The organism is Ferroplasma sp. (genome assembly GCF_031200575.1).
GTDB lineage: Archaea > Thermoplasmatota > Thermoplasmata > Thermoplasmatales > Thermoplasmataceae > Ferroplasma.
The window spans coordinates 180,059-201,954 of sequence record NZ_CP133597.1; the positions used below are offsets into that span (position 1 = coordinate 180,059).

Sequence of the window (21,896 nt, forward strand, 5' to 3'; positions counted from 1 at the left end):
TCCGGAAAAATTATAATAAAGATAATCCCATTAAACATTATGAAAGCTTTTATTTTGAAAGAACCGGAAAAGCTTGAAATTGTAGATATAGAACCTAAAGAACCGGATGATAACGAAGTCCAGATTAGAACAATGGCATGTGGAATATGTGGAACTGATTTTCATGCATATCATGGAAAGCATCTTGCAGTGACATACCCGGTAATCCCAGGCCATGAATTAAGCGGCATCGTGGCAAAAACCGGAAGGAACGTGAAATCTTTCCATCCAGGTGATCATGTTGTGGTTGATCCGAATATTACATGCGGGCACTGTGATTACTGTAAGGAGGGAAAGGAAAATTTCTGTGAGAATATGAGAAGCGTTGGAATAAACTACCCTGGCGGATACGGAGAGTATGTTACTGTGCCGGAAAAGGTGGTTTACAGAGTACCTGATGGCATGGATTTTAAGCATGCAGCAATGTCAGAACCGGTAGCATGCATTATACACGCTTTTGAAACAACAGATGTCCATCTCGGAGGATCTGCAATTATTCTCGGTACAGGTTTTATAGGACTCACCTTTCTTCAAATCTTAAAGGGCATGGGTTACTATCCAGTACATATAATGGGTCGAAATCCGATCAGAAATAAACTTGCTGCAAAATATGGAGCAGATGCCCTGTATACAAGTGCTGATGAGATAATGAACAGCCCACTTATTGGGAAAGCAAATTTAGTAATCGAAGCAACAGGGGATAACAGTGTACTGGCCAGAACAGTTGATATGGTTGCCCCCTCTGGAAAGATATTTGCCTTCTCTGTATATCCTCCTGGAGAAAATGTAGGCATAAATGCAAATAAAATTTACAGCAAAGAAATTTCCATCTTCGGTGATTTCATAAATCCATATACAATGAAGAAAGCAATAAACATGATAAGCTCCGGGCTTATTGATTGCACTGGAATGGAAGACCATATAATAGGATTAAATGATATAGGCACTTTATTTAAATCTGGAAAAAAGGATTTTATCAAGCCTGTTATTTCTTATTATTCGTAGATTTTAAGTTTATATCTATTTTTTCTAGAATATTGCAGAGCTGTTCAACATCCTCTGGAGGAAGTGATGAAACAGAGTCGTTTATAATTGTTTTAATTATGCACTGTATTTCGTTAAATACTTTGAGACCCTTATCTGTTATCTGTATATTTATTACCCTGCGGTCATCGTTGCTGTGTATCCTTCTGACCAGCCCCATCTGTTCCAGGCCATCGGTGATATCAGTGACCCAGCCTTTTGCTAGGGAAAGTTCATCAGCAAGGTATTTCATGTTCCTTGGCTCATTGCTTACCAGATACAGGAGTTTATAATCAGTTCTGGTAAGAGAGTATTCCCCTATTTTATCTTTTATCCTTGAACCGTATTCTGTAAGGATGCTATCAAGCAGTGACCATATTGTAATAGTTCTCTCCATAATATTACCTCTTCATCTTCACTGCCCTGTCAGATATGTCAGAGCTTTCTGGTTTTGCTTCAGCCTTATCTGCTTTTTCTGATTTTGACTTTCTAAGCGGCTCACGGAAAATTGATACAAGTGCCCCAACAAAAACTATTGCAGCACCAGCATAGAAAACTATGTGCAGCGATTTAATGAAGGCTGGTGCAAATATAGTAGGGAACCATGTTCTGGCAGTCATGGTTGCTATGGCGCTTGCTGGAATGCTGCTAACGACACTGGTCGGCAGCAGTCCCAGTATTACCTTTGCAGGGTTGATTCCCAGAAGTGCACCGAATATAGCCTCTGTGGGAGGGAGCTTTGACATTTCTACTGCTAGTGTGCTTCCTCCTCCTGCGGCATAAACAGCGGAGGATAGAGTGTGGGGCAGTGTTGTTGTTAATCCAAGTATAAGTATTGAGAAAAATATGCCCATACTTGCTGTTGTGCCGACGTTTCTCAGTGTTGTTAACATGCCGGAAGCAGAACCCCTGACATCAGCTGGCACAGATGACATGACCGCAGATGTATTCGGTGCAGTGAACATACCCATTCCTGCCCCAAACATGAAGAGAAGTATAGCCATGAATATATAAATGAAATCGGCAGGAAGCAGTACCAGCAGGAGGAGGGCCACGCCGGAAACTATGAGCCCTGATGATGCAAGCCATCTCTGACCATGTGTATCAGAATATCTTCCTGCTATGGGACCGAATATTCCCATGGCTACTGTCATTGGAAGCATATATATTCCTGCCCAGAATGGCACTGATGCATAATGGTATCCATGTATAGGAAGCCATATGCCCTGGAACAGTATAATTATCATGAACATGAAACCCATCATCCCCATACTGGATATCATTCCTGCGAAACTCCCCGCAGTAAAGCCCCTGATTCTGAATAAGCTGAGATTGAACATTGGCTGTTTAACCTTTCTCTCAACAAATGGGAATGCTATAAGAAGTATGGCACCCACAATAAGCGCTACCTGTACCCACGGATTTCCCCATCCCATTGCACTGCTCTTGTATGGAGCTATCCCGTATGTAACTCCCACAAGGAATATAATTAAACCACCTGCAAATGTTATGTTTCCGGGGATATCCAGCCTCTGTTTCTTTTTTGGGGATGTTTCCTTCAGTTTGAGGTAAGACCACACAGTCCCCAGGATTCCCACAGGAACACTCACAAGGAATATGTATCTCCAGTTAATTGTTGCCAGAACTCCACCCACAACTATTCCTATGCTCATTCCAGCTGTGGCCGCGATGGCATTTATCCCCAGTGCAAACCCTCTTTCTTCCTTCTTGAAATTATCAGTAATAATTGCATAACTGTTTGCAAATATGAACGACCCGCCTACAGCCTGAATAATCCTAAAGAATATTAACTCCAGTGCACCAGTGTCACCTTTTCCCGGAGTTAGGTAAAGCAGTATGGAGCCAACAGTGAATATGGCAAAACCCATATTGAAAAGCCTGACCCTGCCGAACATATCTGATAATCTGCCTATTGTAACCAGAAGTACTGCTGTTACTATCATGTATCCCATGAGTATCCATAGAAGGTATACAAATGAGTTTGGCTGTAAAGGATTTAATTTAATTCCGGTAAATATTGCCGGTAGTGCTATTATAAGTATGCTCATGTTTATAGTGGCCATCAATACTCCCATTGTAGTATTTGATAAAGCTACCCATTTCTCCTGAACCATACTAGCTAATTATTTTTTATTATTTAAAGGTTATTTTACAAAAATATTTACTAATAAACAATCATGAAGTCAAGAATTATTTCATATAATAATATTCTCCCTCTGCTTTCTGCTGGCGATCCAGTGCACTGTTCAATTTATTGATCCTTGGCCTTTTTGTAATTTCATCGCGCCTGAATGTAATTCCCAGTTCCTTAAGGAATGTATTCATTCCTTCCCTCATCCCCATTGGACCAATAGATTCACCGTATACCCCCTGATCACCCTTGAAAACTATAAGTGCATCAGATATGAGATCTATAAGATAAATATCATGATCCACAACTATGGCACTCTTTTTATTGTTTTCCATTACCCTCCTTATTATTCTTGCAACACTCATCCTGTACGAAGAGTCAAGATGCGCAGATGGTTCATCAATAAGGTAAAGATCGGCATCTGTAGCCAGCGTCAGGGCTATGGACGTACGCTGCAGTTCCCCGCCGGAAAGGTCTCCCATATCCTTATCATACAGCTCTTCAATATTAAGCGGCGAAAGGATTTCATTCTTTATGAAGACGTCCTCCATTTTTTCCTTCAACGCATTGGAGAGGAGTTCGTAAACCGTGCCATCATAATCACTGGATATATACTGTGGCTTGTATGCTATTCTTAGCTCATTTTCCACAGAACCGGAATCGGGTTTGATAACTCCTGAAAGGATTTTAACAAAGGTTGTTTTTCCCAGTGCATTCTGGCCCAGGACACCAATTATTTCCTCCCTGTTTATGTATCCTTCCCCTATATTCAACTTAAAATTCCCATACTGTTTTTCCATTGCAGTCCATGATGTAACCCTTGTTGTTACAGATGTTCTTTTGCTTGATTTAACAGTAAAATCAATGGATGCTGGCCTGATCCTCACATTTTCCTCCCTTATATACCCGGAAAGGAAAGCATTTATAGCTTTATTCGTTGATTTTTCCTTGGTAATTACACCATATGCCCCCGGGCTTCCATAAACAAGGTTTATCTGGTCTGCCATCTTATCCAGAATGGCAAGGTCATGTTCAACAACAAGTACAGTTTTAGATTTTGAAAGTTCCCTTATTATTTCTGATATGCGCAGTCGCTCGTTTATGTCAAGGTATGAGGAAGCCTCATCAAAGAGGTAAATATCTGCATCTTTCATCAGCGTGATTCCAACTGCCAGTTTCTGCAATTCCCCACCAGAAAGTTCCTTTATATCCCTGTCAAGGGAACTGGACATTGCAAGTTCATCTATTATTATATCCATGTTTCCATGATCATTATTTTTCATGATTTCGCGAACAGTGCCTTTCACAACTCTGGGAATGAGATCTACATACTGGTTTTTGAGCACTGCCTTCTTTTTTCCGCTGTATAAGTCCCTGAAATATTGGCCCATTATGCTCTTTGAAAATTTATCTATTACAAAATCCTGGTCATCCTTCCTTTCTATATCACCGAAATTTGGTATCAGAACTCCGGACAATATATTCATGGTTGTGGTTTTTCCAAGGGCGTTCTGCCCTAGAATTGCATTAACCCTTCCAGTTCCCAGCTCAGGCAGTGAATAAAGCCTGAAAGAGTCTATTCCATACTGATGCACTATGTTTTTATTCAGTTCATCTGGTATGCTAACTATCTTTATGGCATCAAATGGGCATCTTTTCACGCATATACCACAGCCAATGCACAGTGATTCCGTAATTACCGGAAAGTCATCGGACTGCCCTGGGAATTCTATTGTCTTTGCCCCGTTCCTGACAGGGGGGCAGTAATACCTGCATTCGTGGTTGCATTTTTTCGGATGGCATCTTTCCCTGTCTAAAATAGCTATATGCATATTATATTCTCAAAATTTAATTTGATTTCCAGTATTCGTCCGGTATCTCACTGTATATATCGAACTGTCTATCATGATCCGCTGGTGTATTTATATTCATCTCGGATAGCTCCAGCACCCTGAGTACATTCAGTATCCAGTAATGTATACGCCATTCCCTTCCATCAAAAAGTGTTGTTTCTTCTCTCTCGGTTTCAAGTATTCCCAGATCTTCCATTGTATAAAAAACATCCCTATCTTCTGGCTCAAGCATATTATCAATAACCCTTGTACTGTACCCGAAGAAATTAATAATGTGCTCTGCTGAGGATTCTGATTCCTCAATACCCATCTTCCGATTCTGAAGACTCAATCCATTGCTTATTGCCCTTGACAGTTCATCTATTTTAACATATGTCCTGTTTCTTAATTTTACCATTTCCATGTTACTTGTTGCCACATTAATCACCTTTAAAGTAAACATACCTTATTACATGTGAATTAATAAGGTTATTTAATTTTGAATAATAATATGGTATTCGTATTATATTAAGGTTTCCCGCAAAGAGAAAAATCAACCTATATAGCATATATAGAATATATAGGTAATATTTATAATGTTTAGAAGTCTCATAAGATTGGATATGTAATGAGTTCAGATATAGATAGATCTATGGATATGGCAAAATCGTCCAGATTTCACTATAAGGTATTATTCATTTCAGGGCTTGGTTTTTTCACTGATGCATATGATCTGTTTATTATAGGTGTGGTTATACTTTTGCTTCCATACGCAGGCTGGCACAGCATCGGTGTATTTTATGAGGGGTTATTAACATCCACAGCTCTTCTGGCAGCCGTTATAGGTGCTGTAGTTTTCGGGCGCCTTCTCGACTACTCTGGCAGGAAGGCCATATATGGGCTTGAACTAATTGCCCTGATAGCAGGTGCCCTGGGAAGTGCATTTCTAACTCCTGTTAATAATATATTCTTACTCATATTCTGGAGGTTTCTACTTGGCATAGGTATAGGGGGTGATTATGCAACCAGTTCAACGATAATGACAGAATATTCCAATACAATGAACAGGGGGAAATTTGTTGGTATGGTATTTTCTATGCAGAGTTTCGGGTTGATAGCGGGGCCCCTCATATCCATGGCATTTCTCTCCAATGCGGTATCGCCCTACATAACATGGCGTCTTTTACTGGCCATAGGTGCACTTCCGGCAATTATCGTAATCTATTTCAGGAGAAAAATGCCTGAACCACCCAGATATACAGCAGATGTAAGGGGTGATTATGCCCAGGCAGCTCAGAATTTGAAAAATTTTACGGGCATAAAATCTGATGCAAAACAGGGGAAAACTGTAAAGGCCCCCTGGTATATTCTTTTCAAGGACAGAAAATTCCTTTTAACACTTATAGGCACAGCAGGAGCATGGTTTTTAATGGACTGGGCCTTTTATGGGAATTCTATAATGTCCAACAGCATACTTTCCTTTCTTGTTCCCGCATCGATTTCCGGCATACATGCAATTATCCTTACAAATGAATATTCTGCCATGATATTCGGTATTGCAGCTTTTCCAGGATACTGGATTGCGGCATTTACAATAGACAGGATAGGGAGAAAGCCTGTGCAGGTTGCAGGATTTGCAATGATGGCAATTTCATTCGCAACCATATCATTAGTAAGTTTCCTTACTACATATAAATTCCTGGACTATTTTCTATTAATATATGGAATAAGCTATTTCTTCATAATGTTCGGCCCCAATGTGACAACGTTTGTATATCCACCGGAGGTATTTCCCATTTCCACAAGGGGGCTTGGAACTGGCATCTCCTCTGCTGGTGGGAAAACGGGGGCATTTATAGGCACATTTGCCGACACCATCATACTATCTGTAACCGGGATTCACTTTCTCTTGGGGATACTTGCGATTATTGCATTCGCCGGGATGATAATAACAATCCTGTTGCTTCCTGAAACAAAGAGGAAAGATCTGGGAGAAATATCCAGAGAGGGTGAATTTACAAGTACGGGAAAGTGAAAAGACTTAATAATCCTTAAGCATAATCTGTAAGCATATGGAGATTATTTTTCCTGACCCGGAAAATAAATATAAGCTCAGCCATTACATAGAATCAGAGAACGGCATGGTGGAAATTGCCGGAAATCAATATAATTATAGTTCTGAAAGTCTGTCCTTAGATACAGTTAAAGAGTTTTATTTTAAAAACAGCCTTTTTCAGGGTTTTGAGGATAAACTTTCCAGAAAAGTTGAAATGAAAATAAAGAATAAAAAAACGAAAATTATGGGAATACTCAATGCAACACCGGACTCCTTTTTTGGAGGGTCCAGAATTACCAGTACTGAAATAGTAGACCGGATGATAGATTCGAAGCCAGATATAATTGATATAGGCGGTGAAAGTACAAGGCCGGGTAGCTCTGAGGTTGACCCGGAAACAGAATTTAACAGGATAAAGGGTATAATTGAATATATAAAATCAGTTTCAAATATACCGGTATCTGTGGATTCCAGGCACTATGAAACAATAAGCAGGTCAATAGCCTATGGAATCGATTACATAAACGATATATCAGGATTTGAGGATAGGCGCATGATTGATGTGGCAAGGGACAGCGGGGCAAAATGCATACTCATGCACATGAGAGGCACACCGCAGAATATGGGCCAGTTAACGCACTATGACAATATTTTTGCAGAGATCAATATGTTTTTTTATGATAGGGCTAATTCAATGGTTAATGCAGGCATAGACCCTGATAATATCATACTGGACCCGGGAATAGGGTTTTCAAAGGATTTTGAAGGGAATATGTCTATTCTCAGATTCCCGTGGTCTTTTTTCCTTGGATTTGATACGTTATTTGGCACATCGAGGAAGGGGTTTATAGGAAAGGTAACCGGAAGCAGCATTGATGATAGAGTAGGAGGAACAGTTGCAACATCAATTTATCTTAATAACAACGGGGTTGATGTAATAAGAGTACATGATGTTTTGCCAAACAGGGATGCCATAAAGATGTACAGGTATATTAATGATTTTTGATCATGCAGTTTGCTGTGGGCAGGTCGGCAATTGTTAATGTTAATAACGTGAAGTTTATATATTTTCTACCAATGGATGAAACATGATGAGAGTCCCGTACAAGGTTAAACTTCCTACTGGGGAACGTTATACTTTCATAAAAAACACTCTGGCAACAAGAGACCTTTACACGGTTTGTGAGGAGGCTCACTGCCCGAACATAAGCGAGTGCTGGGAAAGTGGCACGGCAACATTCATGATACTTGGGTCCAACTGCTCGAGGGGTTGCAGGTTCTGTGCCGTGACTCACGGTGGTATGCTGCCACTGGATCCCATGGAGCCGGAAAAGGTATACGAGTCAGCAAAACTTATGGGACTTGATTATGTTGTAATAACATCTGTTGACAGGGATGACCTCCCGGATAAAGGATCTTCAGCCTTTGCTGCTGTTGTGAATAAGGTCAGGGAGCTTAAAATAAAAATTGAGGTTTTGATTCCGGATTTTAGTGGAAATCATGAAGATATAGATAAGATAATAAAATCAGGGCCAGATGTAATAGCACATAATATTGAAACAGTTAGAAGATTAACTCCATCAGTACGTGATCCACGTGCGGGTTATGATCAGAGCCTGGGCGTACTTAAATATATAAAGGAACATGATAAAAATGCCATAACAAAGTCGTCCATAATGATTGGCCTGGGAGAAACAGATGAAGAGGTTATAGAGGCCATGAGAGACCTGAGGGAGGCAGGAGTTGAAATACTGACTGTTGGGCAGTATCTCAGGCCAACCAAAAAACAGCTGGAGGTGGAGGAATATTCTTCCCTGGAGAGATTTAAACTCTTTGAGGAAAAAGGTTACGAAATAGGATTTTCTTTCGTTGCCTCCGGTCCACTTGTGAGGACATCTTACAGGGCAGCTGAAGGGTACATAAAAATGAGGGATAAGCATGATTGAGGAAACTGATATTAGTAAGGAAGGTTTGTTAACAGCATATAAAAATATTGTAATGGAGAGGCTTTTTGATAAGAAAATGCTCAATGCCAGCAGGCAGGGATTTTTACCGTTTTATATTCCACTGATGGGGCATGAGGCAATACACATTGGTCTGGGAATGGCAATAAGAGAGGAGGACTTCTTTTATCCATATTACCGGGATTTTGGTGTCCTTCTTCAGATGGGGATTCCAGTGGATACAATACTTTCCCAGGTATTTGCAACCGCCACAGACAATGAGATAGGAAGGGATATGCCTGATCACTTCTCCTTAAAGAAATACAATATAGGTGCAGTTATAACTCCTGTTGCAGGGCATTTAACATCAGCAACAGGGATTGCATATGCGAAGAAATACAGGAAAGAGAAGGGGTCCGTAATAACAACATTCGGAGACGGCGCCACATCGACCCCTGATTTCCATGTTGCCATGAATTTTGCCGGAGTTTATAATTTACCTATGGTATTTTTTGTGGAAAATAATCAGTTTGCAATATCCGTTCCGACATATCCTACCAAAGATAAAGCTTTCAGCAACACTTATGAAGAAACAAGGGGGGCTATATATAAGAAGGCAGATGCATATGGATTTAGCGGGATAAGGATAGATGGCACCAATTTCATAGAGGTCTACCGTGCAACGAGAAAAGCCCTGGAAAGTGCTGAAAATCAGCCCATACTTATAGAGGCGATGAGTTACAGGATGGGACCACATTCAACAGCAGATGATCCTAATAAGTACAGAACTACAACTGTAATAGAAGGAGGTAATAAGGATCCCCTTGTTGTGAGCCAGAAATTGCTAAAGGACATGAAAATTTTAACTGATACGGATATCAGCAACATAAATGCTGAGATGGAAGAAACAACCTCACAGCTTATAGACAAATATGAAAAGGCACCGAAACCTGATAAGAGTACCATGATGGGAAACCTGTATGAGGAGGAACCGTGGTATATAAGTGAAGAAAGGAGTGATATACAATGACCCAGATGACCATGGTAAGGGCACTTAACAGTGGATTAAATAATGCAATGGAAAGAGATGATTCGATAATACTTCTTGGAGAGGATGTTGGAACAGATGGCGGAGTTTTTAGGGTAACGGATGGCCTTCTGGCAAAATATGGAAAGGAGAGGGTTATGGATACTCCCCTGGCCGAACTTGGAATTGTAGGATTCGGAATAGGAATGTCCATGGCAGGTCTGAAGGCCATACCGGAAATCCAGTTCCAGGACTTTATCTACACTGCCATGGATCAGATAATCAACCAGATGGCAAAACTCAGATACAGGACAAATGGGGATTACACACTTCCCATGGTGCTGAGAACACCCTATGGAGGTGGAGTTCATGGTGGACCCTATCATTCACAGAGCGGAGAGGCGTACTTTACCCATACACAGGGGCTTACAGTTGTGACGCCATCAAATCCCTATGATGCAAAGGGATTGTTGCTTTCATCCATAGAATTGAACGACCCTGTTATATTCCTGGAGCCAAAGAGGCTTTATTATGCAGGAAAAATGGAGGTTCCTGATGATTATTATAAAATTGATCTCAGAAAGGCCAGTGTTGTAAAGGAGGGTGATGCCCTTACCATTATAACATATGGACCATCTGTACCGCTTGTTAAAAGTACTGTAGAGAAGAACAGTGTAAATGCAGAGATAATAGATCTAAGGACACTGAGCCCCTTCGACCTTGATACCATCATGGCCAGCGTAAAAAAAACTGGAAAGGTTCTCATAGTTCATGAGTCCCCAAAGATGTTTGGTGTTGGAGCTGAGCTTTCAGCCACAATTTCGGAGAGGGCCATTGATTACCTTGCAGCACCTATTCTCAGGGTTACAGGGCTTGATATACCGATACCCTTTGCACTGGAAGATTATTACGTGCCCAACGAGAAGAGAATAATGGCAGCAATAGAGAAACTGTTGAAATACTAATTTGGTGATATAAATGTATACTGTTAGTTTACCTCCCATTGGGGAGGGTATTCAGGAAGGAGAAATAGTAAAGTGGAATGTGAAACCTGGTGACATGGTAAAGAAAGATGATGAGCTGGTAGAGGTAATGACGGATAAAATAACCGTTAAGATACCTTCACCTGTTGCCGGCAAGATTGTTAAAACCCTTGTCAGCGAGGGGGAAACTGCAATGATAGGCGATGCTATCCTTGAAATTGATTCACCTGACGAGTCAAACAGCCCCGCTTCGGATAAGAATGTGGAATCTGCCCCCAAACAGGAAGTTTCCATAAGCACCGATGAAAAGATACCAAATGTTAAGGCCACTCCTGCAGTCCGTGCCTATGCAAGATCAAAAAATGTTGACCTCCTTAAGGTTAAACCCTCATCTCCAGATGGGAGGATAACCAGGGAGGATATAGATCGTTTCACATCCCAGAAGCCTGTGGAGGCTCCGAAACCACCTGCTGGTAAAGCCGGTGAGGATGAAATAATCACGCCTACAGGGATAAGAAAGATAATATTTGATAAAATGACAAAATCTAAACAGATAATACCCCATTTTACCATCACTGATTTCGTAGACACAGGGAATATAGAAAAGGCCATAAAACAGTATACTGGAAAAAGATATCTGAGCTTTACGGCATTCTTTGTAAAGGCCGTAAGTGTTGCCTTCAGGGATTTTCCAAAGCTGAATGCTGTTTATAATGAGAGCAATAAAACATATACAGTCAAGAAGACGTATAACATAGGTGTCGCTGTAGATTCACCTACAGGATTAACTGTTGTGGTTGTAAGGGATGCTGCATCAAAGAGTATCTTCCAGATATCGGATGAGATAAAGGATATGGCAGAACGTGCAAGAACAGGCAAGCTGCAGCTCCAGGATGTCCAGGGATCAACATTTTCAGTAACAAATATCGGGTCCATAGGAGGTATAATGGCCACACCTATAATCAATTATCCTGAGGTTGCAATACTTGAAGTCAACTCCAGAACATCAGCCTTCGAAAATGGAGAGCTGAAGCAGGGATTATACCTCACGCTTGCATGCGACCACAGGCTTATAGACGGTGCTGAGGCCGCCCGTTTCCTGGGAAGATTAAAAGAAGTACTGGAATATCCATTATTGTATATTGGTGATTGAATGGATTTCGATGCTGCATTTATAGGGTCAGGAGCTGGTGGTTATTATTCTGCCCTGAGGCTATTAAAACATAAAAAGAAGGTCCTGATCATTGAGAAGGAAAAATTCGGTGGGGAATGCCTGAACTATGGATGCATTCCATCCAAGGCACTTATAGAACTCAGCGAGGGCATAGAATATTTAAAAGATATGCCAGGAGTTTCCTTGAATTATAGTCTTGATATGAAGGAATGGCAGAAATGGAAACAATCCGTGGTTACCAGAATAACCGGTGGTGCGGAAAAGCTATGCCTGAGCCTGGGAGCCAAAATAGTTTATGGCAAGGGTAGCATAAAGGACAGAAATACCGTCACAGTCAATGGAACAGATTATTCAGCAGAGAATATAGTCATAGATACAGGGTCTGTGCCTGTTAAAATAAAGGGAATAGACGATGTATACTATAACAGGGAAATACTTGCCATGGAAAAGATCCCTGAACAACTTGTTATAATAGGCGGCGGTTATATAGGCGTGGAAATGGGAACTGCCTTCAGGAAACTGGGGTCCGATGTTTATATAGTTGAAATGAAGGATAGGATACTGCCTGAGATAGAGGAGGACCTTGCCAGGGAGGTTGATAAAAAACTCAGGAAACTGGGAGTTAAGATCATGACCGGCAGCAGGGTTCAGTCAGTGAAGAAAAATGGAAAGTACACTGTTGCAATAGAGGGCAGTGAGAGCATGGAAGCCGATACAGTTCTCATGTCAGTTGGGCGTGTGGCCAATACAGCGAATACAGGAATAGAAAAGCTCGGAATCCAGATGGACGGAAAATTCATACACACTGATGGCCATAAAAGAACTAGCGTACCCAATATCTATGCAATAGGAGATGTTTCCGGAGGTCCCATGCTTGCACATAAGGCATTTTATGATGGGTATGTTGCAGCAGAGAATATACTGGGAAATGATACAGTTGTGGATTACAGGGCACTGCCATTTGTTGTGTATACAGATCCGGAGATTGCCTTTACAGGTAAGCCAGGAGCCAAATACAACAAGGTACCGGTACTTGCAAACCCGCGATCACTGACCATGAATCAGAAGGAGGGATTCTTCAAGATTTACTATGACGATGATGGGAGCATAACAGGGGCCGGGGTTGCTGCACCAAGATCTTCTGAATCTATAACTGAGATCAGCCTCGCAGTTGAATCCGGGCTTTCCATAGATGATCTGTTCCTGACAATACATCCACATCCAACAGTTTCTGAGGGATTAAAGGATGCTTCTGAGAGAAATGACTAACTACTGGACTGACCTTGGTAAAATAAAATACAATGATGCACTTGATTTACAGTACAGGCTGGTGAGGGCCAGGAAGGATAACCAGATTCCAGATACCGTACTGTTCCTTGAGCATTACAATGTTTATACCATCGGAAGGAAAAGTGAGCCGTCCAATTACAGCAATGTAGATGTAATAAAAACCGATCGTGGTGGGGATGTTACATACCATGGTGAAGGACAGCTCGTTGCATATTTTATTTTCGATGTACGGATAAACGGCAAAAAGGAGATCAGGAAACTGCTTGAAAATATAGAGGAGTCGTATATAGATATGCTAAAATCATATGGATACAGGGCTATGCTCTATGGAGAACCTGGAATATGGATCGATGATCATGGACAGAAAAGGAAGGTTGCGTCGCTGGGAATGGCTGTGGATGATTATGTTTCATACCATGGAATGGCACTGAATATATCTCCAGAGGTCCTTGAGGGTTTCAGGCTTATAAATCCGTGTGGAATGAACAGTAGTGTCATATCATACGTTGATATACCCCGGGAAAAGGCCATACATTCTTTAATAGATGAATTTTCAGAGCATTTCGGAAAATTTACACAGGTGGAGAGCAGGAATATAATCAGGATTCCCTTTTAATATCCCATATACGCTCCACTATTCCAAGACGCCTGTTTGATGCAAGTGCCTGCATAAAAAGTACTGAAGAAAGCCTGTTAAGGTATATCATGATATATTTATTCATTGGCATTTGCTTTGAGACGAATACAGAAAGTCTTTCTGTTCTCCTGGCAACGGTTCTGGCCATATGCAGCGACACTGCCTCCACGCTGCCATCAGGTATGACAAAGAGTTTTATTTTTCCTATTTCCTTTCTATATTCAAACACCCTCTGCTCAAGCCATTTCACATCCTCCTCCTTTATGGTTCTATGCTGGCTTTCTGCAGTTAAATCCTCACCTATTACGAAAACATCATTTTGAATTTTAATCAAATCATTTTTAATATCATCCCATTTGGTATTTATCAGTGCATTTCCTATAAATGAGTTTAATTCGTCAAGTGTGCCCTGTAAATCTACCATCGGAGAATCCTTCCCTACCCTGATTCTGAGGCCATTATCGGTTTCCCCCTGATCTCCACGCCTTGTAAACATAGGAGCAAATTCCTATTAGAGATTTAATATTTTGTTTAAAGCGTCAGCGAATTAAGCTTCAAAAATACTATAAAATTTTATTTCCGCCTTATTGTAATCGGTATAACATTGTTATTAAACTCACAAATTGCGATATCTATGGGATCTATCATGTCAGGCGAAACATCCAAAATCACAGGAGCGCCCATTGCTATCTGCAATGCTCTGGCCCCAATAATCCTCGCTTTTTCAAATTTAGTCAGCATCATAGAAATCATTTAAAGTATAAAGTGTATTAAATAATCATAAATAAACATTTGTATTATCCGGGTTTTTAGTGGGGAATATGACTTTATACCCCATTCTATATTTATTTTATTACCGCATTATCCAGTTTATTGATAGATAAATTAATATACGTGCCATTCAGCATTAAGGGATACTGGCTTTCTCCCAGTTTTACCATAAGATGGTGGTCCAATACACTGAACCCTATCTTCTGAAACTCCTTGTAAGTTAATGTTCCATCCCCGTTATAGGTATAATTATCGGCTGCAACCTGGTCCCCATCTTCACCCCTGGCAGTTAGAAGTTCCACTGAATCCCCATTTTTCAATGTCAGGATTAAACACTCCGATGTTATCCCCCTGATTGTGGCAGGATCCATATTGGTAAGCACCAGTACCTTCCTGCCAATAAGCGCATCAGTGGAATAATATTTTTTTAAGTCAGATACTGAGGTATAAACCCTATCCGCATGAACTTTTATAACGTAAAGGGAGTCAGCCGAGGGATGGTTCTCCACCGATATGACTGTTGCAAGCTGTATATCAAGTATGTTTGGGTTGCTTAAATCAATTTTTTCGAATGGTATTTTTCCCTTATTTACATGGAAATTGTTATTTTCCAGAAGCTCTAAAAATGTAGATTCCCCGGGTATTAATTGCATTCCAAGTGATTCCATGATGCTGATCGAAGCCGAGGGCACATATGGATATAACATGGCTGTAAGGTACTGGGCTATCTTCAGGGATGTGTACAGCTTTTCATTAAGTTTTTTCATATCTTCCCTTATGAGCTTCCATGGGGCAGCCTCTGTGAAATAATTATTTGCTATCATTACCACTTCAAGCCATATAGAAAGTCCCCGTTTAATGTGCAGATTTCCGATTTCCTCACAGTATGCAGAAAATTTATTGCGAAGCAAATCAAGTATTTCATTATCGTTTTTATCAAAAGATTCAGGTACAGTCGGGGAAAGGTTATTTTTTTCGATAAAGCTCTCCACGCGGTATATATAATTTCCATACTTATCTACCAGTTCAGAATTCACTTTATACTGAAATTCGTGTAGTGAAAAGTCTGAATCCCCGGTTTCTGGAAGTATGGATGCCATATAATACCGCAATGAGTTCTTATCAACAAATTTTAACATTTCATCTGCTGTAAATCCTATGCCACGACTTTTGGAGAATTTCTCTCCCTCAAAACGGAGGTATTCATTAGCAGGAACGTTGTAGGGCAGATTGTACTCTCCATGTGCCAGGAGCATTGCAGGCCATATTATTGTATGGAATGGTATATTGTCCTTTCCTATGAAATAATATGATTTGACATTTCTATTCATCCAGAACTCTTTCCAGTAATCGGGCTTGCCTATTTCCTTTGAGTATACTCTTGCGCCTGTTATATAACCTATAAGTGCCTCGAACCACACATATATCTTTTTATTCTCATAGCCGGGTAGGGGAATTTTAACCCCCCAGTCCAGATCCCTGGTTATTGCCCGGGGATGAAGCCCCTCATTTATAAAATTCTGCGTGAATTTCAAAACGTTCTGTTTCCAGTATGTTTTTGAATCTATATAATCTGAAAGTTCCTTCTGAAGTGAGTCAAGGGTAAGAAAGAAATGTTCTGTAACACGAAAAACCGGGGGTTCATGAACAAGAGTGCAGACAGGATCGATTAATTCTATTGGATCCAGTGTTCTACCGCAGTTATCGCACTGGTCCCCCCTGGCCCCATCATACCCACAGTATGGGCATGTTCCTTCTATATACCTATCCGGCATGAATTTATTAAGCGTTTTGCAGAATGGTGAAACCATGTATCTTTTTACCAGGTAATTCTTTTCGAGAAGATTGAGGAAGAATTCGTCCACGTCTATATCGTGCTCAGGGTCGCTGGTTCTCATAAACTTATCAAAATTTATATCAAGTGAATTGAATGTTTCAATCTGCATATTGTGGAACCTGTCTGCTATTTCCTGCGGTGTTACATGGTTTTTTTCAGCACTGATTGTAATTGGCGTACCGTATTCATCACTTCCAGAGATAAAAAGCACTTCCTTGCCTACCATCCTGCTGAAGCGTACAAATATATCTGCACCGAGGTATGCTCCCGCAATATGCCCGAGGTGTAATGGCCCATTAGCGTAAGGTAATGCACAGTTTACAAGAATTTTTTCGGACTCCATCAGAAGGATAGTTTAAACTGAAATTTAAGCCTTTATTTTTGGGTATCTATCTTAAACTCATCCTCTATAATATAGACAAACTTATTTAGAAACCGGTCAAATATAATTATAAGGAGCATTCCGGCAAATAGAAAAAGCAGTGCGAACACATTTGCACGTTCCAGTATAAAAACCACGGCTATGCCCATTGCAGGGGGGTGCATTGCCTTAAAGGCAACCAGTAAAAGCGCAACCATGGTCTCAACCAGTGCCAGAGTTGAATATAATCCTATGTGCAAAGAAACAACGAATCCTATAATTCCACAGATCCCGGAGATTATATAGCTTTTGACAAATTTACTGATTCGGGACGATTCCTGGTGTGGCTCCATGAATAGTAGAAAGGAACTTGATGCAAAGGACGAAAAAACTATAAATTTTGCTATGGGAATAACGTATATATGTATAAGGGAAAGAGAAAATATAGTAATTGACATGGTTATCCCGATAAAAATTGCAGGAATTATACTGTTTCTAATGCGGATTTCATTGTTGCTATGAACATATTTCATCGTTCAAATAATTCCTTTACCGTTTATAAATAAATCTATATGTCCTGCATTTTAAAATAATAAATTTATGATATGCAGATCTGAAACTTTAATCAGTATTTTTCAACTGCTTTATTGTTTCCTGTACAGCTGTATCCACGGATTCATCGCTTGTGTACTTGCTCTTCCATCCTGTGGCAAGAAGTTTGTCAATGGCGAGGTGGGTTATCTTTATGTCTCCCTTCCATCCCCTACCTCCAATTCCCCCGGTGTAGTTATATTTAACATTCTTTAAACCCATTCTCTTGACAACGTAATCTGCAATGGTTTTAACAGATGTTGTATCCCTGTTGCCCAGATTTATTATATCAGTTTTGTCAAACTTTTCATGAACGTATATCATTGAATCAACGCAGTCAGTAACATGCATGTAGGATTTTCTCTGTGTTCCATCCCCAAGTATTTCCAGCTCACTGGGATTTTTCATAAGCTTGTTTATAAAATCATATATAACACCGTGTGTGGAATTTTTTCCAACTATATTTGCAAAACGGAAAATTGTACCCCTCATGCCATAATAATGGGAGTATGCCGTAATAAAACCCTCATTGGACATTTTAGAGGCACCGTAGGATGATATAGGCATATAAGGACCATAATTTTCAGGTGTTGGCATAACTGAGGCCTCACCGTACACGGTTGAGGAAGAGGCGAAGAGGATCTGCTTTACGTCTTTCTTTCTCATATATTCAAGTATATTTTCGGTAACCACAACATTGTTTTCAAAATCTTTTACCGGGTCCTCTGATCCATACCGGACATCAGAATTGGCTGCTAAATGAATGACCACGTCTATATTTTTCAATTTGCTGAAATCAAAGGATAATAGATCAGCGTTGATAAATTCCAGATTTTTATTTCCCTTGAAAGCTCTTATGAACCTTTCACCCACATGGTTGTTAAGATTGTCTATTACGGTAACCCTATTATCCGGCAGTAATTTTTCTACCATGTTTGAACCGATAAAACCTGCACCACCGGTTATCAAAATATTTTTTTCATGCATAAAAGGAGATGGCTTATTAAATAATAATTGTTTTTATATTAAAAATTAATATGGTACCATGACCTATTACTTTAAGTGTAAGGATTTAGGATGGAATTGCTCATTTGAAAACCATGCAGAGAAGAGGGAGGACATATTTCCCAGAATAAGAATCCATTTCCACTATGCACATGCAACAAATGATATAGACGAAGAAACCATGAAAAAAATAGAATCCGTAATATACGAGGGTGAAGAATACAAAGGGGAAATATGAAAATTGAAAAAATAAAGGGATTCCGTGATCATTATCCAGAGGACATGGAGATCAGGGAATATTTTTTCAAAAAAATTACAGACACTGCTGAAAACTTTGGATATAAGCGAATAGATTTCCCTAGCCTGGAGCCACTGGATCTATACAGGCTAAAATCAGGCACAGAGCTTGTAAATCAAACATTTTCTTTTGTTGACAAGGGTGGCAGGGAGGTCACAATGATACCGGAGGCAACGCCTTCTACCGTCAGGCTTCTGACAGCAAGAAAGGACCTGCCAAGGCCTATAAGATGGTATTCATTTCCAAAAGTGTGGCGGTACGAGGAACCGCAGGAGGGAAGATTCAGGGAACACTACCAGTTCAATGCAGACATGTTCGGCATAGATTCTGAGGAAATTGATGCAGAAATTGTAGGGCTTGCGTCCAGCATACTGGACTATCTAGGCCTCTCCGGGGTATATGAAATCAACATAAATGACAGATTTCTCATGGAATATATACTGAATGACCTGGGAATTGAAAATATACCTGAAGCCTTTTCAATTATTGACAAATATAAAAAGCTGGACAGAGCCAGTTTTTCATCAATGCTTAACGGTATAGGCGCTGGAGAGGATGTGGTTAAGAAAATTTTATCGCTTCTGTCTGAGAAAACAGATACAGGTGGACTTGAAAAAAAGGTAAAAAAGATAGTAAAGAATTATGATGAAATAAAACCCAGGGTTGATAGGATTAAGAAAACCTTTGAATTGATAGGGCTTTACACAGAAAGCACAATAAATTTTGATTTTTCTATAGTAAGGGGGCTTTCATATTATACAGGTATTGTTTTTGAGGCTTTTGACGTTAAGGGAGAGTTGAGGGCAATTCTCGGAGGGGGGAGGTATAACGGCCTGTCAAAACTATTTACAGATGAGGAAATACCGGCTGTAGGATTCGCCATTGGTGATGCAGTAATTGAATTACTTCTCAAACGGCAGGATCTTTGGGTCAAACGTAATGTAAAGGAATCTTATTATATATGCAACCTTTCAAGTTCAGATGATGAATATATACTCAAGATAGCAAGCAGAATCAGAAGCCTTAATAAAATAGCACTGGTAGACATGACACATAGAAAGATATCATCACAGATAAAAAGTGCCTCAGGCTGTAATTATGCCATAATAATAGGTGATAGGGAAGTTGAAGAGAATACAGTTACAGTAAAGAATATGGAAACTTCCGAGCAATCAACTGTGGGATATGATGACTTTCTACTGCACCTTAGAAATAGAACTTCCTAAAATTATATAGGTTGGATTTCTATTAATTCCATAAAACACATGACAACAAAATTTATATTGAAATAATACCTTATCCATAAATGTCAGTTGCTTTTGTCCTTATAAGAGTTTTACCAGGTAAGGAACATGAAATATATGATAAGGTGTCTAAATTAAAATATGTAACAGAGGTGCATCCGCTACTTGGCGAATATGACCTTATACTTAAAATAGACACAGATGAAATGACCGAGATAGGGAAACTCGTTATCCAGGATATAAGAAGCATCAATGGCGTTGTTGAAACAAAAACACTTGCGGAGATTAAGTTATAGGTGATGATATGACAGGTTTTTCTTGGAATTGGGATGTATTTTTTCTAGTATTGCTTGCCTTGCTTGCCCTGTCCCTCATAATATTCGGAATTTTAACCGCATATTTTGGAAGCAACAAAAGCAGGATAGTTGGAGCCAGCTTGTTGGTTGTAGGTTTATTAATAGGAATATTTGTAATACTGGGTTCACATGATGTGTTCGGTGTCAGCTTCATTACGAGAGTCCTTGAGCCCACTGTATTTTACATAATTGCCGCCATCATAGGTGTGGTAATAGGCCTCCTGATATTCCTTGGGGCCATAATGAAAACATAAATTAAATTATTTTAACAAACCCTTAATTTCACTTTCTTCTGAGACAAAATAAATTACATCATTTTCCTCAAATTCATATCCACTTGCCACCGGGAATATATAACTGTCATCCTTCAGCACAGATAATATAATTATTTTATTGAAGACTTTAAGGAAATCAATGATTTTATGGCCGATGTATTTCTCAGGTATTTTTACCGAATAAATTTTTGGCCCATTGCCTGAGGATAGCAATTTCAGAACAAAATCCGGCAGCTTTGGGTTCATTATAGATTTTGATATTACGAGAGCGCTTAATTCATTTAAGGTTATAACCTCGTCTGCACCTGCATTCTTTGCATTGGGCACGTTCTCAGATTTTGCCACCTGCGCGATAATTTCTGCAGATTTGTTTAATTTTCTTATTTGGAAAATATTCAGTATGGTCTTTGCATCTATAAGATTTGGTGGTATATCCGAATTGAAATCACCGGTAACAATAAAACGCTTCGCCTCTGCGGCATTTGCAGCCTCCAGTGTTTTTTCATCCGCCGGATCTCCGGGGGTAAAAAAGACATAATCAGATTTTACCGGGTTTTCCTTCATATTTGCAATCAAGACCAGCGAATCTATTTTTAATTTTCTATTCAGGTAATTTGATATTATATTGCTGGAATAATCATTATAGTTGCATATTACTGTATGATTTTTCATTTTAATCCTCCTTATTCTGTGTTTCAGTTTAACATTGGTCATGTATGCCGCGGTGGATGCCGTAAGTGTACTTACAGTTCCTATACCGGCAAGCATTATTATAATGGCAATTATTCTTCCTGTTAGGTTAACCGGGACAACATCCCCGTATCCAACAGTGGTAACAGTTTGAAAAACAAACCAAATTGCCAGTTCAGGGCTCTTTATCTGGCTTCCCTGTATGTTTATCTGGGAGATGTACTCCAGATACGACCCAATTAAAACTATTATCATCAGAATTAAAACGGTTTTAAACACATTTGAACTGAAAAACCGGCCTAATTTTATGAT

At 39.8% G+C, this 21,896-nt stretch carries 23 protein-coding genes; 13 read left to right on the forward strand and 10 right to left on the reverse strand.

The genetic code is table 11. The annotated features are described in order from the left end of the window. Positions 1-39: 39 nt before the first annotated feature. Complete coding sequence (locus tag RE471_RS01030) at positions 40-1,044, forward strand: alcohol dehydrogenase catalytic domain-containing protein (RefSeq protein WP_309214908.1); 1,005 nt, start codon at positions 40-42, stop codon at positions 1,042-1,044. On the opposite strand, the gene RE471_RS01035 is transcribed toward RE471_RS01030, so the two are convergent. The 4 genes from RE471_RS01035 to RE471_RS01050 all read right to left on the reverse strand — a co-directional run bounded on the left by RE471_RS01035 (position 1,025) and on the right by RE471_RS01050 (position 5,470). Further along, on the reverse strand, positions 1,025-1,459 hold the full coding sequence (locus RE471_RS01035; RefSeq protein WP_309214909.1) for a MarR family transcriptional regulator: 435 nt from the start codon (positions 1,457-1,459) through the stop codon (positions 1,025-1,027). The two genes, RE471_RS01030 and RE471_RS01035, sit on opposite strands and share 20 nt — an antisense overlap. 4 nt (positions 1,460-1,463) lie before the next feature. Next, positions 1,464-3,197 (reverse strand): MFS transporter, encoded by a 1,734-nt coding sequence (locus RE471_RS01040; protein ID WP_309214910.1) that lies wholly within the window; start codon positions 3,195-3,197, stop codon positions 1,464-1,466. Between the two features lie 76 nt (positions 3,198-3,273). Further along, the gene (locus RE471_RS01045; RefSeq protein ID WP_309214911.1) at positions 3,274-5,046 is read right to left on the reverse strand and encodes a ribosome biogenesis/translation initiation ATPase RLI; all 1,773 of its coding nucleotides are present in this window, start codon (positions 5,044-5,046) and stop codon (positions 3,274-3,276) included. A 16-nt stretch (positions 5,047-5,062) separates the two neighbouring features. Further along, complete coding sequence (locus RE471_RS01050) at positions 5,063-5,470, reverse strand: DUF6015 family protein (RefSeq protein ID WP_375379264.1); 408 nt, start codon at positions 5,468-5,470, stop codon at positions 5,063-5,065. 204 nt (positions 5,471-5,674) lie between these two features. On the opposite strand from RE471_RS01050, the gene RE471_RS01055 reads away from it, so the two are divergent. From RE471_RS01055 to lipB, 8 genes are all read left to right on the forward strand, one after another. After that, positions 5,675-7,081: an MFS transporter gene (locus RE471_RS01055; RefSeq protein ID WP_309214913.1), complete on the forward strand. Its 1,407-nt coding sequence runs from the start codon at positions 5,675-5,677 to the stop codon at positions 7,079-7,081. Positions 7,082-7,118: 37 nt separating this feature from the next. Next, positions 7,119-8,108, forward strand: coding sequence for a dihydropteroate synthase (gene folP, locus RE471_RS01060; protein WP_309214914.1), 990 nt, complete (start codon positions 7,119-7,121; stop codon positions 8,106-8,108). An 85-nt stretch (positions 8,109-8,193) separates the two neighbouring features. After that, positions 8,194-9,048, forward strand: a complete 855-nt coding sequence (lipA, locus tag RE471_RS01065; protein ID WP_375379265.1) for a lipoyl synthase — start codon at positions 8,194-8,196, stop codon at positions 9,046-9,048. Next, a complete protein-coding gene (locus RE471_RS01070; protein ID WP_309214916.1) occupies positions 9,041-10,075 on the forward strand; it encodes a thiamine pyrophosphate-dependent enzyme in 1,035 nt (344 codons plus the stop codon). Before lipA ends, RE471_RS01070 begins: the two co-directional genes overlap by 8 nt. Next, positions 10,072-11,037, forward strand: a complete 966-nt coding sequence (locus RE471_RS01075; RefSeq protein WP_309214917.1) for an alpha-ketoacid dehydrogenase subunit beta — start codon at positions 10,072-10,074, stop codon at positions 11,035-11,037. The genes RE471_RS01070 and RE471_RS01075 overlap by 4 nt, the downstream gene beginning before the upstream one ends. A 13-nt stretch (positions 11,038-11,050) precedes the next feature. After that, a complete protein-coding gene (locus RE471_RS01080) occupies positions 11,051-12,208 on the forward strand; it encodes a dihydrolipoamide acetyltransferase family protein (protein WP_309214918.1) in 1,158 nt (385 codons plus the stop codon). Next, the gene (lpdA, locus tag RE471_RS01085; RefSeq protein ID WP_309214919.1) at positions 12,209-13,498 is read left to right on the forward strand and encodes a dihydrolipoyl dehydrogenase; all 1,290 of its coding nucleotides are present in this window, start codon (positions 12,209-12,211) and stop codon (positions 13,496-13,498) included. After that, positions 13,476-14,135 carry a lipoyl(octanoyl) transferase LipB gene (lipB, locus tag RE471_RS01090; protein ID WP_309214920.1) on the forward strand — a complete coding sequence of 220 codons (660 nt, stop codon included), beginning with the start codon at positions 13,476-13,478 and terminating at the stop codon, positions 14,133-14,135. Before lpdA ends, lipB begins: the two co-directional genes overlap by 23 nt. Here the strand turns inward: lipB and RE471_RS01095 are convergent. From RE471_RS01095 to RE471_RS01115, 5 genes are all read right to left on the reverse strand, one after another. Continuing rightward, on the reverse strand, positions 14,119-14,652 hold the full coding sequence (locus RE471_RS01095; RefSeq protein ID WP_309214921.1) for a cob(I)yrinic acid a,c-diamide adenosyltransferase: 534 nt from the start codon (positions 14,650-14,652) through the stop codon (positions 14,119-14,121). The two genes, lipB and RE471_RS01095, sit on opposite strands and share 17 nt — an antisense overlap. 77 nt (positions 14,653-14,729) lie before the next feature. Then, complete coding sequence (locus RE471_RS01100; protein ID WP_298276774.1) at positions 14,730-14,900, reverse strand: DNA-directed RNA polymerase subunit K; 171 nt, start codon at positions 14,898-14,900, stop codon at positions 14,730-14,732. A gap of 101 nt (positions 14,901-15,001) precedes the next feature. Further along, the gene (metG, locus tag RE471_RS01105; protein WP_309214923.1) at positions 15,002-17,107 is read right to left on the reverse strand and encodes a methionine--tRNA ligase; all 2,106 of its coding nucleotides are present in this window, start codon (positions 17,105-17,107) and stop codon (positions 15,002-15,004) included. A 32-nt stretch (positions 17,108-17,139) separates the two neighbouring features. Further along, positions 17,140-17,658 carry an HPP family protein gene (locus RE471_RS01110; RefSeq protein ID WP_309214924.1) on the reverse strand — a complete coding sequence of 173 codons (519 nt, stop codon included), beginning with the start codon at positions 17,656-17,658 and terminating at the stop codon, positions 17,140-17,142. 88 nt (positions 17,659-17,746) lie between these two features. Then, a complete protein-coding gene (locus tag RE471_RS01115; protein WP_309214926.1) occupies positions 17,747-18,703 on the reverse strand; it encodes an NAD-dependent epimerase/dehydratase family protein in 957 nt (318 codons plus the stop codon). Between the two features lie 58 nt (positions 18,704-18,761). Between RE471_RS01115 and RE471_RS01120 the strand changes: the two genes are divergently transcribed. From RE471_RS01120 to RE471_RS01135, 4 genes are all read left to right on the forward strand, one after another. Next, complete coding sequence (locus RE471_RS01120; RefSeq protein ID WP_021787545.1) at positions 18,762-18,959, forward strand: DUF1059 domain-containing protein; 198 nt, start codon at positions 18,762-18,764, stop codon at positions 18,957-18,959. After that, positions 18,956-20,245: a histidine--tRNA ligase gene (gene hisS / locus RE471_RS01125; protein ID WP_309214927.1), complete on the forward strand. Its 1,290-nt coding sequence runs from the start codon at positions 18,956-18,958 to the stop codon at positions 20,243-20,245. Before RE471_RS01120 ends, hisS begins: the two co-directional genes overlap by 4 nt. A gap of 80 nt (positions 20,246-20,325) precedes the next feature. Next, complete coding sequence (locus RE471_RS01130) at positions 20,326-20,559, forward strand: Lrp/AsnC ligand binding domain-containing protein (protein ID WP_309214928.1); 234 nt, start codon at positions 20,326-20,328, stop codon at positions 20,557-20,559. A gap of 8 nt (positions 20,560-20,567) precedes the next feature. Further along, positions 20,568-20,873: a hypothetical protein gene (locus RE471_RS01135; protein ID WP_309214929.1), complete on the forward strand. Its 306-nt coding sequence runs from the start codon at positions 20,568-20,570 to the stop codon at positions 20,871-20,873. A 6-nt stretch (positions 20,874-20,879) separates the two neighbouring features. Here the strand turns inward: RE471_RS01135 and RE471_RS01140 are convergent, their stop codons facing one another. Continuing rightward, positions 20,880-21,839: an ion channel gene (locus RE471_RS01140; protein ID WP_309214930.1), complete on the reverse strand. Its 960-nt coding sequence runs from the start codon at positions 21,837-21,839 to the stop codon at positions 20,880-20,882. Between the last annotated feature and the right edge of the window lie 57 nt (positions 21,840-21,896).

Bases quoted from the DNA above. Each gene is read 5' to 3' on its own strand.
- RE471_RS01030 (WP_309214908.1), top strand. From the start codon at position 40: ATGAAAGCTTTTATTTTGAAAGAACCGGAAAAGCTTGAAATTGTAGAT.
- RE471_RS01035 (WP_309214909.1), bottom strand. From the start codon at position 1,459: ATGGAGAGAACTATTACAATATGGTCACTGCTTGATAGCATCCTTACA.
- RE471_RS01040 (WP_309214910.1), bottom strand. From the start codon at position 3,197: ATGGTTCAGGAGAAATGGGTAGCTTTATCAAATACTACAATGGGAGTA.
- RE471_RS01045 (WP_309214911.1), bottom strand. From the start codon at position 5,046: ATGCATATAGCTATTTTAGACAGGGAAAGATGCCATCCGAAAAAATGC.
- RE471_RS01050 (WP_375379264.1), bottom strand. From the start codon at position 5,470: ATGGAAATGGTAAAATTAAGAAACAGGACATATGTTAAAATAGATGAA.
- RE471_RS01055 (WP_309214913.1), top strand. From the start codon at position 5,675: ATGAGTTCAGATATAGATAGATCTATGGATATGGCAAAATCGTCCAGA.
- folP (WP_309214914.1), top strand. From the start codon at position 7,119: ATGGAGATTATTTTTCCTGACCCGGAAAATAAATATAAGCTCAGCCAT.
- lipA (WP_375379265.1), top strand. From the start codon at position 8,194: ATGAGAGTCCCGTACAAGGTTAAACTTCCTACTGGGGAACGTTATACT.
- RE471_RS01070 (WP_309214916.1), top strand. From the start codon at position 9,041: ATGATTGAGGAAACTGATATTAGTAAGGAAGGTTTGTTAACAGCATAT.
- RE471_RS01075 (WP_309214917.1), top strand. From the start codon at position 10,072: ATGACCCAGATGACCATGGTAAGGGCACTTAACAGTGGATTAAATAAT.
- RE471_RS01080 (WP_309214918.1), top strand. From the start codon at position 11,051: ATGTATACTGTTAGTTTACCTCCCATTGGGGAGGGTATTCAGGAAGGA.
- lpdA (WP_309214919.1), top strand. From the start codon at position 12,209: ATGGATTTCGATGCTGCATTTATAGGGTCAGGAGCTGGTGGTTATTAT.
- lipB (WP_309214920.1), top strand. From the start codon at position 13,476: ATGCTTCTGAGAGAAATGACTAACTACTGGACTGACCTTGGTAAAATA.
- RE471_RS01095 (WP_309214921.1), bottom strand. From the start codon at position 14,652: ATGTTTACAAGGCGTGGAGATCAGGGGGAAACCGATAATGGCCTCAGA.
- RE471_RS01100 (WP_298276774.1), bottom strand. From the start codon at position 14,900: ATGATGCTGACTAAATTTGAAAAAGCGAGGATTATTGGGGCCAGAGCA.
- metG (WP_309214923.1), bottom strand. From the start codon at position 17,107: ATGGAGTCCGAAAAAATTCTTGTAAACTGTGCATTACCTTACGCTAAT.
- RE471_RS01110 (WP_309214924.1), bottom strand. From the start codon at position 17,658: ATGAAATATGTTCATAGCAACAATGAAATCCGCATTAGAAACAGTATA.
- RE471_RS01115 (WP_309214926.1), bottom strand. From the start codon at position 18,703: ATGCATGAAAAAAATATTTTGATAACCGGTGGTGCAGGTTTTATCGGT.
- RE471_RS01120 (WP_021787545.1), top strand. From the start codon at position 18,762: ATGACCTATTACTTTAAGTGTAAGGATTTAGGATGGAATTGCTCATTT.
- hisS (WP_309214927.1), top strand. From the start codon at position 18,956: ATGAAAATTGAAAAAATAAAGGGATTCCGTGATCATTATCCAGAGGAC.
- RE471_RS01130 (WP_309214928.1), top strand. From the start codon at position 20,326: ATGTCAGTTGCTTTTGTCCTTATAAGAGTTTTACCAGGTAAGGAACAT.
- RE471_RS01135 (WP_309214929.1), top strand. From the start codon at position 20,568: ATGACAGGTTTTTCTTGGAATTGGGATGTATTTTTTCTAGTATTGCTT.
- RE471_RS01140 (WP_309214930.1), bottom strand. From the start codon at position 21,839: ATGATAATAGTTTTAATTGGGTCGTATCTGGAGTACATCTCCCAGATA.